This is a genomic window from Rhizobium sp. WSM1274, assembly GCF_025200775.1.
Lineage (GTDB): Bacteria > Pseudomonadota > Alphaproteobacteria > Rhizobiales > Rhizobiaceae > Rhizobium > Rhizobium leguminosarum_I.
This window is the reverse complement of sequence record NZ_CP104138.1, coordinates 824,603-838,529: the sequence shown is the minus strand read 5'-3', so window position 1 is coordinate 838,529 and position 13,927 is coordinate 824,603. Positions and strand designations below refer to the sequence as shown.

Below are 13,927 nucleotides of genomic sequence, written 5' to 3'. Positions count from 1 at the left end.
CGGAGTCCGGTATGTTTGAGCCAATACGAATAGTCGATCTTTTTTCAGGACCGGGCGGCCTCAGCGAAGGCTTTGCCACTTGCAAGAATAAGGAGGGCCAGAACGCTTATGCCATTGGCATCTCCGTCGAAAAGGAGAAGGCAGCACACCGGACGCTACGACTGCGGTCATTCCTGCGAGAGTTTTCTGAATTTCCTCCCGAATATTATAGCTGGCTTAAAGATGGTGGCGACGAACCAGATTGGAAAGACCTTTATCCTTGTGAATGGCGGAGGGCTTCTCAGGAGGCACTTTGTGCCGAGCTAGGGACTCCGGACGCGACAGAACTGCTGTCTAGCGCAATCAAGCGGATCGGCGGCGCTGCGAATGGTCGTACGGTCTTGATTGGAGGGCCGCCCTGTCAAGCTTACTCGTTGGTCGGCAGGGCAAGGAATTCCGGAAAAAAGGATTATGTTCCTGCGAAAGATCAACGGCATTTCCTTTACAGGGAATATTGCAGGGTCTTGAATGAATTTTCCCCCGCAGTGTTCGTGATGGAAAACGTGAAGGGAATGTTATCCTCCACCGTGGAGGGGCTGGCAATTTTTGGACAGGTCAGGGCTGACCTCGAAAGCTCGGGTCGCGGTTACAAGCTTTACGCCCTATCGGGTGACGAAAACACCGAACTAACCCCACAACATTTTCTTGTTCAGGCTGAGGATTTCGGAATTCCTCAAGCTCGGCATCGCGTGATCATTGTCGGCGTTCGACGTGATATCGCTTCCCGCCTGCCTCACTGGTTCTCGCCAAAATTGACAAAGTCCAAACGTATCGTGACCGTCGCTGACGTTCTGTCGAACATGCCATTACTGCGAAGCGGCTTGAGCAGGAACGACAGCCCAGCCGCGTGGAGGGAGGCTATGGAAACAGCCATCCAACACGTAGAGGGATCGATAGCGAACTACAGCGGGGAGGATAAAGGCACTTTCGTCGCAACTGTGAATGAGGTTAGGGCTCGTCTCGCATCGAGTTCTCTGCAGGGGCGGTGGTCGCCCGTGCGCACAGCTCTTCCTGCGACTATTCCGTCCAAATTAAGATCATTTCTCAACGACCCGCGACTTAGGACGTTGCATGGCCATGAAACGAGGGCCCATATGCCAAGCGACCTGAGTCGATATCTCTTTGCTGCCTGCTATGCCATTGCGGAGGGATCAAGCCCGAAATCACCCAAATTTCCCCCAGCGATTGCTCCACAACACGTTAACTGGACCAGTGGCAAATTTGATGATCGCTTCCGTGTTCAGCGGTGGAACCATCCTTCGTCAACGGTGACAAGCCACATTTCGAAGGACGGCCACTATTTTATCCACGCTGACCCCTGTCAGTGCCGTTCCCTAACAGTGCGCGAGGCCGCCCGACTCCAGACATTTCCCGATAATTATGTATTCCTGGGAACTCGGACCGAGCAGTATGTTCAAGTTGGAAACGCCGTTCCCCCATTCTTGGCCTTGCAGATTGCCGAAGCCATCTTGCCGATTTTCGATTACGTCTAAACTTCTTCCATGGGTCGCTCGACGATAGCCGGGTGGCGGAACCCTCCTGCAACCAGCTTTTCAAGAATACTGAGCGCGAACTTGCATTGCCTATCGGTGGGCATTTTTCTGGGGATAGCTGCGCAAGTTTCCAGAATTCCCGTATCGGTTGGTGAGAGCCTCTTGTTTTGACGCGCCCACGCAGCGACTTGGGCCCAAAACGCCGCTCCCAGTTGATGAACCTTCACCTCTGCAGAAACACTCACCGACAAAGCCTTATCCGCTCGGGCCTCTCTGACTTCAGCCGCCGCCTCGTCAGGAGCTACAAGCAAGTCTTCGAGATTCTCCGGATATTCGAGCTTACGATCTGCCAAAGCTTTCCAGCAACCTTGCTTTTTTGCCCACTCGCTGAGATTTCTGATACCGCTCGGTGGCGACAGGATAATTGATTGAGCGTCTTCTGCGGCGATCTGAAGCACCCGATCCAGCAATTCGGACGTACCTTGTTGCCGCCATACAGCGTCGAGGTTAATCTGGCGTCCTAGCTTTTCGGCATCGTGCACCAGCTTTGCAATAGCGTAGGTCACAATGTTCGCGCGATAACCTCCTTGGTACCATAACGCGGAGGAGACAAGGTTTTCCGTGCGTCGGAAGATAATTGCCTTGGCGACCAAGCGCCGGAACCAGACTTCGTCGAATGAGGTTCCGTCCTTGCCCCATCGAGTGCCGATGGCTTTTGCAAATTCGGTAAAATTCTTCTGCGCCCCCTTACTGACTTCGTGAGGTAGTTCGCTCCAAGTGTTTTCATACTTCGCAAGGTCAGTCTTGCTGAAGAACTGACTACGGGGGTATTCGGAGTCAAATATCTTGCGCTCCGAAATAGTCCTACGCCCCCGCTCGTCGGCAAACTGTCCGCGTGCACGTTCATAAAACCACTTCGTTTCGCGGTAGCCATCAGAGCCTGCCGGAACGAGCAGCCGCCGCGAGAAGCCTTCGATGCGAATGTGAAACGGGTGGTTGGCGAAGAAGTCGGCGGCAGCTACTTTGTTCTGAGAGTTTGCAAACTGAGAAATGAGCGGAACGACCTCCTCGGACATTTCCTGCGGTACAATGCTCAGTTTCATCTGAACAAACACCTGATTCAGTTGCTCAGGTGCCGCTTTTCGTGCCGCGTGTATTGATGCCGTTGTCTGGCCACCGTTCACAATCTGGAGGTTTTCAGCGCGAGTCAGGACCAATCCTCTCGGTGTTTCCTCGATCTCAACCGAATCTGCTGTTGCGCTCAGCCCATTGTTATACGCAAGGAACATCTCTGGTTTTTTAACGATGGTGTCCCTGATACCTCGGTTAACCGCTCCCCGTGCCTGCAAGAAGCTTCGCACATTGGACTCCAGAAGCCTTGGGCCCCATCTGTCATAGATCGAAGCAAGCTGATGCCCAGGCATCACTGCAATGTACGTTTCTAACGCTGCTTCCCCGGATGACGCTCTCAAGACAGGGACGGGTCCGCCGAAATCCTTGACAAAATCAACTTCCGAGCTTTGCCGCGTTATTCCTTGCTCGACGTATTTAGCAAGCCTCTTCAAGTCCCAGACACTGTAGGTGACAGGTTTCTGATCTATCAAACCTGCGGGCACTGCGTCGGACTTCGCCCGGAATTCGGCATTCGTCACCAGGACGAGCTTGATCTTGTCCACTTCAGACCACGTCGCGGAAATCAAATCAGCCAGCCCGAAACCGGGACTGGATTCTTCCAGGCCAGATCGGAAGGATGCCTTTCGTGCTTGAGTCAGAAACTCCACAAGACGCTTGAAAAGTCGCTTCACATGGTCGGAATTCACTGTTCGTGGTTCCGGCGTTATTTCGAAATCGCATATAATCAGAGACAAAATTCCGTCGGCGTCCCGAGGATCACCGCCATACCCGTGCACTTGTAGCGTCGAACTTGAGGCTTTCCCCTCGAAATACGACCAGCTGGCGCTATCGATTTCGCCAGCTTCGGTCAGATACTCTCCCGTTATTTCGAAGAAGGCCACCGCATTGACTCGACCCAGAGCGTCGGCGTCGCCCTGCACATCCGCGATGATTTGCCGATGGAAATCCTCCAGCTCACTCACGCGCTTTCCTCCCGAATAATGTCCAACAGTGGCTCGGCGAGCGCATAGGGAGCACATTCCGCCAAACCAATCGAATATCTGACGTCCGTGACCCCACTTGCGATTGGAGAGACGATACGTGGAAATCCTTCTAAAACTTCGAATTCTCTACTCTCGCCAATGAACCATCTTCGACCATCGTACTTGTGAACGGGATCGTAACCAAAGTCGAAAATCATCTGATCGAAGCGGGCAACAGCGAATGCCGAAGTCTGAAGCGCAAGCAAGGTCGCCGCAACATGGTCATGCAATGTCAGTCCTTCTGGCGTCATGGCAGCAGTGACATCGGTAACCCTTAGAAACACCCTGGCTCCATCGACATCCGCCAACTGTTCGACCGACGATATCGCTACGTATGGTTTCGCCGCACTTCGCCGCGCTTTCAACTCGACGCAAATATTTGGAAACTCAAAGTCCTTGGACGCTCCGTCCGGGCCTTTCCACGCCTCGATAGCAGCCTCCGGGCCAATCATTGCTGCCAATTCCTGCAGGAAGGCTATCTCTCCGATCAGCCCCCTTTGCTCTTCAAGAGTAAGCTCGCCAGTCGAACCGCCGCGCAACAGATGGTGCCAGCGTCTAGTTCGCTGAACAGTGTGAAACAGCGCATCCTGATGGTTTGCAGCCTGCTCACCACCATCCGCGATGTTTCGGCAAAGCGCCTCGAACAATTCGCTGAGACCATTGTCACCGAGCGAAAGTACGAACGACAGTCGATCACCGACGAGGCGATATCTCGTGTCGATGCTGCGGAGTATTGGTAGAGGTTCGACCAGCAGCTGACCCTCATCGAGCTTCAAGATCAGGCCCGGCCGCAAACCTTCAAGCATGATCCAGAAAAAGTCGTACTTTCCCTGGCTGTTGACCCGACGAGCTTCACCAACACCGAGTCGATCCCAAGGATTATTCTTCGTCACCTTCGGCATCCTCATCGTCATCAGGTTCGCCAAAAAGCTCTCGCATTTTTTGGGTGTTCACCACGTACTCGACACTCTCGTTTGGTCTGCTCGATTTTGGCAGACTTATACTCCATGCAACGACGGGAGAATCGGGTATTTGAGCCCCGCGTGAATCACCGGCAGCGCCCTCTGGTTCCGTGGCCTGAACGAAATGCAAAATGAACAGCGGACGGTCGCGGACCTCCCGGTATATCGTGTCCGGAAAGTTCGTGCTCTCGGCATTGGACAGGCGGTATTCCTCCTCTGCTCTGGCTGCTTTCTCAGGATCGACGCCCGCTTTCTCGATACCCCGCGAAGAGACGCGCATGCCTTTGCCGCTGAAAGACATGTAGCCGTTTTTCAGGTCCCCGAGATCAACATATCGTCTTGCGGGCCAGATATCCCAGCCGAGCGCAGTATCTGCGGCGATCTTCCCGCGTTGAAGAGAAACAACGAGTACGTCCCAGAACCTTAGTTCATCCTCTATCCTATAATGAATGTAACGCCTGATCGGCCCCGTCTCAGTGGTGTTGCTCTGGTCCGCATTGCGCCAACCAGCCAGAAATTCATCGACGATATTGACTGAAACTTTCTCCAGCAGGTAGCTCCCGCTGAAGCGTTTGCTCCCGTCAGGCGTATGGCCTTCAGTTTCCAAAGCAGCCAGAAACCGCTTTGCCAATTCCCTGTTTGCCGTTAGGTCAGTATTCTTCAAACTAACTTTGGCAGTCTCAACGAATTTGTTTGCTAGGCCGACAAGAACAGTCACTTTCTTTCCGGACCCAAGCTTATTCTTTGCTGTAATAAGCAGTGCCGACGGATGGCTCCTTACCGCCAAACCGAACATCCGTGGCGTCGCTTTTACCTTCTCCATGGTTTTCAGCTCTTGATGAAGTTCTTCTGTCGCACCGGCGATAAAAGCATACCAATCAATGGCCTGGAGCGGCATCCAGATACGGCATAGGTCTTCATATCCGGCCCTGTAACCGAACCAACGCCCCATTTGCATTAGTGTGTCGTACATCATGGTGTTGCGAAGAAACCAAGTAACCGTTAGCCCTTCGAGCGTAAGACCGCGTGAAAGCGAAAAGCCACCAACAGCGATGACTGTTTGTCCGCGATCTCCGCCACCGTTGTAGTTGAGATCATTCGCCTTGCTGTTAACTTCAACCACCTTAGCCGCCGCAATCGATTCAAGAAGGTTTTTTTGAATGGAAGGCCAGTCTGGCCATGCCTCGGAGTATTCCTCGGCCCAAACAGAACGGAGTGCTTCGATTTCGGGATCGTTCAGTCCTTGGTTTCCTAATGCGCCATTTATTCGAACTGCGTTTTGAATACGCTCAAGAATTTCATGAAGCCGGTTGCGAAGGAGGCTTTGGACGCGCGTAAACCGACTAGCGTTCACGAGCATCGAGCAATGACTTCTGGTCTGCCCTCTTAAATCTCTGATGGTGCGGGCAACAAGGAAAAGACGAAGCGCTCTCGCCAATGACCCCGGAACAGCTTCCACCTGAAGGTCTATAGTATGCTTGATCGGGAGAGTATCTTCATTATCGGTGATCTGGCGAAGCCAAACAGGCTCGCCATCCTCAGGCAGCCCTTCAATGAAGACCTTCGAGCCGCCGAAATAGTTTGTCGGCGCATCGAGCCCAATGATAAAATCGCGCGGAAAGAGGTCTTCTGCAAACATCTCATCTTCTTGGTCAGGATCGATAAAAATGTTCGCGAAAGGCGTTGCGGTGTAGCCGACGTAGCAGCTTCGGTGAAACATCCCCAGAAGATCGCGTATCTGGCCGTTTATGGTTGTGACAAGCTTCTTGCCATATTTCGTGTTTATGGATGCGTTGTCAGCTTCATCATCGATCAGCAGCATCGGTTGATCGATCATTTCGTTATCACCGCGAGCACTGTTGTCCTTCAACCAACCGAGCAGGTTTTTAAGAGTGCGATGATTCTTCTTGATCACCAGCACAACTGGGACCTTATAGGAGTCGATTTCACTGGTATTGGTCGAGGCGGTCCCGATGTTGAAGTCACTTAGCGTGTTGGTAAGGCTTACTGGCGTTCTATTCGGATCGAACTGACCAACCCCAATTATGTTTTTGCCCAGGCTCGATTTTCCCTGCTGACGGCCGGTGTCGCGACCGATAAAGCCCTCATCAATACGCCCCTGCGTCTGGTTCCGCAGGTTGTTGTGAATCCCCGCAATCACGACGATCAGCCGATATCCAGCGTCTGCCGCTTTGCAGATAAGGCCATTGTAGTTCGCCGTCTTCCCGCTTTGTACGTGACCGACCACCATGCCGCGTCGGTCCCATTGTTGGAGAAGATTTGGATTGCCCAAACGACTGAGGATGGTGTCAGTGACCGTGTCGAGCGAGATGACGACATCCTTGGGCAGTCCCTGCTGGATCAGAAGCTTGCGATATCGTGTCCAGTAATATGGATCGATTGCCGACTTTGCGTCATCCAGCCATGGAAAGAAGTCCGGGCCGTCAACTATTGCACCAAGGCCTGCGCGAATTCCATTTTTCTCCTCGACTGTCCGCGCGACTTGCTCAACCTCGTCGACTGACAAACCCGCTTGGAGTGCCGCGTTCAGCGAAGTTATCAGTGCACGCAGTTCAGGTTCGGTTTTTCGAGGTTGATCAAACAGGGCAGACTCGACGACGCTCAAAAGGCTCGACTGCGCGGGGGTCAAATCACAAATCCTCCAGATATTGATCGATCAACGGCTGTGCCAAGGGCCATGCCTTCCTGAAAAAGTCCTGTCCCTGCAGAACTTCCTTTACCTTCGTCTTCCCAATGCCTGAATCGAGCAGTGTGGCGGCCACGGCCTCGACCATCTCTCGAACCTGTGCTTCGTCTGGCATATCTTCGACAACCGCCTCAGCGTTCCCGAGCAGATCAGCATGAAGAGCGTCTATCGGAAGGCCGGAGCCGAGAAGTTTCAGACATGTCTGGAAGCCAGCTCGATATGCTTCAGGCAATTGGTGTTCAAATTGCCGGAATGTTGGATGGTCCAGATTGGGTCGGAAAATAACCCTACCATCCTGCTGCATGCGGACCCAAAGTGGCAGTCGGTCATGATCGACAAGCTTTTGACCCCGCCTTCGATAAACGCGTCGTGAGGTGCCGAGGAAGCTTTCGATGACACGCCGCAGTCGTGTGGCGACCGCAGGAGGTAGCTGTGCAGAGGCCTTTTTTACATCGATTTTCCATAGAGCGTCCATGCTGTTCGGAATATCAACACGTACGCGGCACAGTTTGGTCAACTCCGTCTGACGCGCCAATCCCATCCAGCCGCCCGCGATGATGAGACGGTCGCCACGGTAGAGGTAGATACCTTGGGACCGGAGATGCCCTTCCGGGCCACCGACCTCCAGCCACTCCGCCTCGGTCATTAGTTTATGATGAGGCAGCGTGTAACACTGGATGGTAACAGCTCCCTGAGAAAGCGGCACAGCTTCCTCTGGCTCGATTTGGGAGGCAGGATTACGAGTTGCCAGGGGATCGATAGGTTGCAGTGCCCGACCATTGAGGAAGATGCGTAACTTCGGCCGATTTCCTTCGAGAAATCGATGAAAAACGAGCCTTATGTGGTGTTCGGCACTGACCAGAGCGGCATTGATGTGCTCTGCACGCTTCTTGCGGTCATTCGCTATACCGCCCCCAAGTCGATCAAGCTTCTCCCAGATCACGGCAGTGCCACTGTCTGAAAGTCGATCAAGGACGTCTATGTCCAAGGGGTTGTCGGTAACTTCGAGCTTCCAGTCATTTCTTTCTGCGACGATATCCAAGTCCCAAGTGGCTGACGTGAGTTTCTGGCCTTTGCGAGAAATCACAGTGAGCCGACGGCACTGTGAGAAGCTGGCGCTCTTCAGCCCCAAGCCAAATCGTCCCAAGTCTTTTGCGTGGCGCACATCAAGCGGATTTTTGGAGCCTAGACGCATTGCGTCAATTAGCTCCACATCGTCCATTCCGTGCCCATCATCGATAATCGCGAGCATAGGATCATCGGAGGTAGTATCAGCGATAATATCTACGCGCCGCGCTTTCGCGGTGATGCAATTATCGATGATGTCAGCAATTGCCGTCTCAATGCTGTAACCAATATCGCGATGACCTTCGATCAGCGACGATGCGAATGGAGTTGCGTCCACACGACGCTTGCCTTGCTCCACCGTTATACCCTTAACGCGATCAAGTTCATCTATTTCACGCTCGTGAGAATCGCCCGCAAACGAGGCTACTAAACTCAATCGTTAATTGCATCAGAATTCGTTGCCGCTTAAAGCTACCCGGGCATTTGTCACTATAGTGTTGATGTCCAATAATGAATGTTATCGGACATCAGGATACAAGCTCTCGAATTCGAGAGTTTTGAAGCTAGCGATCGTTACCTTCGATAGCATACGCGGCAGCGCTGAAAATCCGTGCGTTGTCCACAGTCTGGCAGCTGCGTTCGAGACATCGCTCAAGTTTTCTTGTGAAGAGGCTGGTCAAGCCACAACGCCAACCACATCTTGCGTCGCAATCCTTTTCAGCGGCGCGTGAATGCCGAAAGCCCTCGATTTGTGGCTGGGCTGATCCTATCCCTTGAAAATAGTGGAGTCGGTGCTTTAAGTCAGGTGCGGTTCGTTTTTGGAGATACCGCGTTGCTCGCTTATCATTACACCAGCTCAATGCACCTGCCTTGGATTTTGGCGTCGGGCGAACTTCGCCCATCAGGAAACAACATCCGGAATTTTCCCTCGCCGGATTTCGTGTGGGCAACGACCACAGTCGATGGTGACCGTACGGCGTCGGCGAGCACAAGCCATCGTGCCTATCGCGCTGGCATGATGCTGCAAGTTCGCGTGACGTTTGACGCGTCACACTTTTTCGCCTGGCAAGAGGTTGGCGTAAAGTTCCCCCAATGGACGGGCGCTCATATTGGCACGTTAGAGGCTTCCGCTCGCGCCATGCGGTCAAATCCTGCGACTTGGCTTTGTAGAGACCAGCCACTGAGCCTTCAGCACGCCATGGCATTTGACATCCGTAGCTATGCGAGCAGTAAATGGCGTGCGCTGCGCTCAACGGATGTGAGAATCATTCGAGAAAATGGGCTTTGGCTTGCGATGGACTTCGGCGGGAAAGTATTTGCATCCCATCAGTCACCTGCCTCTCAAGGAGCCTTCGGCTACACTCCTGCTGAAATCAAGGTGCCGTTCGAAACCCTGCCACTCTTAGTGCGCGGCTAAGCAGGATGCGCTGGTAACTCGAAAATGCAAAATTCTGAGCGGCGTCGCCATGCATAACCTCACCACGCTTTTTGGCCACGGTGCGAAAGCTTCGATTGGGCTAGGATTTTCTAAACAGGGGTCCAGTAAGGGAACACCGCCGACGACAGCTGGCGACATAAGTTATCGGCCCTCGCGGCGGAACAGCCTCTCGATTGATTATCTGAAGTACGAACTCAAATTAATCCACACCCCGGCGGCAGATCACTACCAGCGCAAATAAGTTTTCTGACCGACTCAGGTTTCTTTAGAGCCTTTGTAAGCTCTAAACCATGGGTCAAACGCGTCGATGCGATCCGGAACACCTATGTTCATTGTCAGCCGCCCATAGTAACGACCAGTACCGTCAACTACTTTCAACCCTTTGCCAAAATCATTCCACGGGCTACTAGCACAAAAATCGCTGCCGACTCTTCCAAAATCGTTCCAAATACTGTCGTTGCTGAGTTCCGAGCCGAATTTCCCGAATTCGTTGCAAATGGATTGGCTGCTGAAGCTGTTGCAGTTAATGCAGCCATGAAGCCCATCCTCGTCGTCAAAGAGAAGATATGCGGTCTCTGCCACAGCGAAGTTCGTAACTCCAAGAGTTGCAGCAATTGCGAGCAGAAGCCTTCCAACAAACCTCATGTTGTTTCATCCCAATACCCTCGAATCCTACAACGCCATCGCCGTCCTGCAGCGTTTTGGAGGCGGGCAATGACGGGGAGAATCGCAACCGCTGTCAGCATCGTTTTCATCATGGTGCTGATCGGACGAACCAGTCTACTCCGGTCGAAAGAATGTCTCCGCCGCCGACCTATTGAAGTTCACGGACAGGGTTGCCGTTGCCCGTGCAGATTGCCGCGCTCGTTGGAAGGCGGTGAAGATCGTCGACGAGAAATGATTAAAGCTCCCGGTGACGGTGTCCACGGGAGCTTTGACACTAGACGTTATGGTGTTAGGCTGCGATAGCCTCGAACAGTTCATCGACTTCATCACGATGTCGATTCAGGTAGTCATTCAGCTTATCGTTGATGAACATCTTCAAGTGATGACTGAACTGGTGAGCGGAATCGATGTGGCTGTCAGAAACTTCAAGATCACCATCGCTGTCGACCCATTCAAGGGTGGAAATCTTTTCTTCGTCGAGACACAGCGTGAAGTATACAGCGACTTTTTCTTCTTCCCAGAAATCGATACGGATACGCTTGATCTCAATTTCGATAGCTTTGGTTTCGGCAAGAAATTCATCTAATGACTGACCGGTCGTTTCCAGCAGGTCGGCAATACCGCGATACCCGGCATCTGACACTTGTGCTTCGAGAGCTGACATTTTGTCCTCGCCCGGATAAATGCCGTAGCTGTGATCATTAGCGATAATTTCAAACATCTTTTCCATTTCATACCCTTTGTTTTCGTTCTTCTTTGCCGCCATCATTGGCTGACAAATTAATTATTCTGTGAGATTTTATCTCACGCAAGCGCCGCCGAAAATCCGCTGACAGAAATTTCAAAAGTAAAAACGGCCCCGGAATTTCCGACGCTGCCCAGACATAAAAGACATTTTCTTGGTTTCAAGCTTTTCGAACCGGCGCAGGCGCGGTCTTCACGCTGCCTGCCCCAGCCGCGCATGCGCGATATCGTTGAGACTGTAAGCCCGTCGATGTCAGGCGCAGCCAGGTCGACCATCGGCTCTTCGAGTTGCATCGCGACGAGCGCGTATGGGCAGCAATTGAGCACTTGACAGGCTTCTTCAACTGTCACGAGACCGTTTCGCAAATACCGTCGCAAATGGCTTTTGCACTGCGAGCGGAAAGGCAAATCGCGGGGCTCGATCCAGTACCCGTCCTCGACTTGCCAGTGGCCATCCTCCCGATCAGCGATGAATGTTGCGCTAAAGATGGAGTGGACCCTCGTGACCGGATATCCGGTTTCATCATATACCGTGATCGGAACCAGCGGCGTACGCGGAATGACCGCGAACCTGCGAATCGCGGCATCGAAAATTGACAAAAGGTCGCTCGCCGCAATCTGACGTGAATCACTTTTCGCGCGATAACTTTCCATTGCTCGTGCTGAGCGTCGGCGTTGACGTTCGCCGAACCGGTGATGCGCAGCCAGTTCAGGCCGTGATTCAGCATGTCCCGGACCTGATCCGATGACATGTGATGTGAGTATTTAAACATTGATCGTTCCCTTGTTGTTAGAGAGTAAAGCACTCTCAGGAACAATGATTGCCGTGACATTCGACGGCCACAATAGTTCTGTGAGAGGAAATCTCACGGTTATTTAATAAGACCAGGTAGTACCGGATCGCGTTAACAAAATATTTTTGGCCAGTCGTCGGATTTGCTTCATTCGCCGCCGATCAACATGATCAAGCTCTCAAAAGAAAGAAGTAAGGGAGCTTCACATGTTTAGATTTCTCGCCGCCGTTGTTCGAGCGCTCGTTGAGCTGGCGCTAACCACCATCAATACCGCTACCGCATTTCTTGATTGGCTGCTTGCCAAACTGACAGGTGGCGGAGGCGCGGCCCCGGCTGAACCGGTTAGAAACCTGGAGGCCGCATTGCCGGACGAAAGCCGAATTGACGAAGCTCGCGACTTGGAGCGGGGAAAAGCCTCTGTCGCTGATCACATCCGGACTATGTCGCCTGCAATGCAGGTCAAGCTGTTTGCTTGTGCAAGCGAAGAAGACCGATTGCAGGCCGACTTGTCGCTGCTAACACCTGAGCAAACCACCTGGCTTATCGACCTCTCCGATGATCAGCTCAAGTCTGTAGGTGAGACATCAGATCGAAGGATCGCTGCAGCTCTTACAGGTGAGCACAACGTCATCACCGCCATCCAAAGCGTTGGTCAGGCGGAGCCGGACGACAATGCTTGGCTTGGGAACCGGATTGACGCAAAAAGAGCGGCCACTTTGGCGACCTCTCCCTCGTTGGGATATGCCGTCGACTAACGGGCAGCAACTTTCTGTTTCAGACCAAGCCGCTGCGCACGCTCCGAGTAGAGCATACGAATGCAGTTATCCAAGTAGCCTGGCTCCTCTGCGAGCCAGTCTTTCCAGCGGTGCCAGGCCATTGCTTCCACCAGTGCCTTCTCCTGGGCGGCATCATCGTCGCAGCCCCATGTGGAGTTCTCGGCGTCGCGTTCGAGCCGGTCGTTAAGGACCTCGTCGTAGATGGACCGGACCGAACGTAGCCCCGTCGCAAGGAACAGTTCCTTGACCGTCAGTTCGCCTGTCATCCACTTATCGATAGCTTCGTTAATGTCCATCAGGCGGCTGCCTTACGACGGGCGGCTGCCAAATAGGTCGCCGACGCCGCCTTCAAGCGTGCGTTCTCAGCCTTGAGCTGCTCAATCTCGCTCGCCTGCTCAACAGCCACATCGCAGAGCTGCTGAGCGCGGTCGATTGCGATGTTGAGCTGGTAGCGCAGCACATTGCTGTTGTTGCTTTCGCGTGCCTGACGCATGGCGGCCAAACCAGACATGTGCGCGTTAACGGCACCAGCTGCGAGCACGCCAAAAATTGCTGCGGTCTGACCGACGGCGACGCCTGCGGGATTGCGTGAGGTAAACATGTTCGACATTGGTCAGCTCCTTCAATTCAACGCGCCCATGATCGGATCACAGCCGTAAACAACCTATTGGATTGATTGTTAAAAACAAGTTCCAAATGCGGAATTTTCAAAATAAAATGCAAGGATTTCAGTATTTTGTGACAAACACGGGGCAGATTTCGAATTTTGCCCCGGGTTGTCACGACGGCACAAGGCAGCTATACTCCACAACCTACAGCTTATAGTCCTTACATCGCCTAGAACGCATCCGTTATCGCTTCATCTTGCCCGCTGTGAACTTATTCGCGGTGCGGTTTTGGCATTTTATGCAGCGGAGTTTAGGGATCAACGAGGCAATAGAAGTTCGCTTGCCGAAGCGTCGACCTAGTTCCCATCGGTCGAGCCAGCCCTTATGTTGACACGCGCTGCATCGGGCACCCAGAACAAACCAATGCTCCAAGCTCTCAAACGTAACCTGCTCTCGATTTGAGGCCGACACCGCCG

Annotated in this window: 12 protein-coding genes; 3 read left to right on the top strand and 9 right to left on the bottom strand. The window is 53.0% G+C overall.

Annotation, left to right across the window (positions count from 1 at the left end):
- Window positions 1–11: 11 nt before the first annotated feature.
- Window positions 12–1,532, top strand: a complete 1,521-nt coding sequence (locus N2600_RS04000; protein ID WP_260298065.1) for a DNA cytosine methyltransferase — start codon at window positions 12–14, stop codon at window positions 1,530–1,532.
- Here the strand turns inward: N2600_RS04000 and N2600_RS03995 are convergent.
- Genes N2600_RS03995 through N2600_RS03980 form a run of 4 tightly spaced genes read right to left on the bottom strand, consistent with a single transcriptional unit; the run spans window position 1,529 to window position 8,861 of the window.
- A complete protein-coding gene (locus N2600_RS03995) occupies window positions 1,529–3,628 on the bottom strand; it encodes an AIPR family protein (RefSeq protein ID WP_260298064.1) in 2,100 nt (699 codons plus the stop codon). The two genes, N2600_RS04000 and N2600_RS03995, sit on opposite strands and share 4 nt — an antisense overlap.
- Window positions 3,625–4,581 carry a PD-(D/E)XK motif protein gene (locus tag N2600_RS03990; protein WP_260298063.1) on the bottom strand — a complete coding sequence of 319 codons (957 nt, stop codon included), beginning with the start codon at window positions 4,579–4,581 and terminating at the stop codon, window positions 3,625–3,627. Before N2600_RS03990 ends, N2600_RS03995 begins: the two co-directional genes overlap by 4 nt.
- Window positions 4,568–7,300 (bottom strand): Z1 domain-containing protein, encoded by a 2,733-nt coding sequence (locus N2600_RS03985; protein WP_260298061.1) that lies wholly within the window; start codon window positions 7,298–7,300, stop codon window positions 4,568–4,570. The genes N2600_RS03990 and N2600_RS03985 overlap by 14 nt, the downstream gene beginning before the upstream one ends.
- A gap of 1 nt (window position 7,301) precedes the next feature.
- Window positions 7,302–8,861: an ATP-binding protein gene (locus N2600_RS03980; RefSeq protein WP_260298060.1), complete on the bottom strand. Its 1,560-nt coding sequence runs from the start codon at window positions 8,859–8,861 to the stop codon at window positions 7,302–7,304.
- Between the two features lie 291 nt (window positions 8,862–9,152).
- Between N2600_RS03980 and N2600_RS03975 the strand changes: the two genes are divergently transcribed.
- Window positions 9,153–9,842 carry a hypothetical protein gene (locus tag N2600_RS03975; protein ID WP_260298058.1) on the top strand — a complete coding sequence of 230 codons (690 nt, stop codon included), beginning with the start codon at window positions 9,153–9,155 and terminating at the stop codon, window positions 9,840–9,842.
- Window positions 9,843–10,118: 276 nt separating this feature from the next.
- Here the strand turns inward: N2600_RS03975 and N2600_RS03970 are convergent, their stop codons facing one another.
- The 3 genes from N2600_RS03970 to N2600_RS03960 all read right to left on the bottom strand — a co-directional run bounded on the left by N2600_RS03970 (window position 10,119) and on the right by N2600_RS03960 (window position 11,927).
- The gene (locus N2600_RS03970; RefSeq protein ID WP_260298057.1) at window positions 10,119–10,508 is read right to left on the bottom strand and encodes a hypothetical protein; all 390 of its coding nucleotides are present in this window, start codon (window positions 10,506–10,508) and stop codon (window positions 10,119–10,121) included.
- A 310-nt stretch (window positions 10,509–10,818) separates the two neighbouring features.
- Complete coding sequence (locus N2600_RS03965) at window positions 10,819–11,295, bottom strand: hypothetical protein (RefSeq protein WP_260298056.1); 477 nt, start codon at window positions 11,293–11,295, stop codon at window positions 10,819–10,821.
- Window positions 11,296–11,333: 38 nt separating this feature from the next.
- Entirely contained in the window at window positions 11,334–11,927 is a 594-nt protein-coding gene (locus N2600_RS03960) for a hypothetical protein (RefSeq protein WP_260298055.1), read from the bottom strand.
- Window positions 11,928–12,273: 346 nt separating this feature from the next.
- Between N2600_RS03960 and N2600_RS03955 the strand changes: the two genes are divergently transcribed.
- Window positions 12,274–12,822, top strand: coding sequence for a hypothetical protein (locus tag N2600_RS03955; RefSeq protein ID WP_260298054.1), 549 nt, complete (start codon window positions 12,274–12,276; stop codon window positions 12,820–12,822).
- On the opposite strand, the gene N2600_RS03950 is transcribed toward N2600_RS03955, so the two are convergent.
- Window positions 12,819–13,139, bottom strand: coding sequence for a hypothetical protein (locus tag N2600_RS03950; RefSeq protein ID WP_260298053.1), 321 nt, complete (start codon window positions 13,137–13,139; stop codon window positions 12,819–12,821). The two genes, N2600_RS03955 and N2600_RS03950, sit on opposite strands and share 4 nt — an antisense overlap.
- Entirely contained in the window at window positions 13,139–13,453 is a 315-nt protein-coding gene (locus N2600_RS03945; protein WP_260298051.1) for a hypothetical protein, read from the bottom strand. Before N2600_RS03945 ends, N2600_RS03950 begins: the two co-directional genes overlap by 1 nt.
- Between the last annotated feature and the right edge of the window lie 474 nt (window positions 13,454–13,927).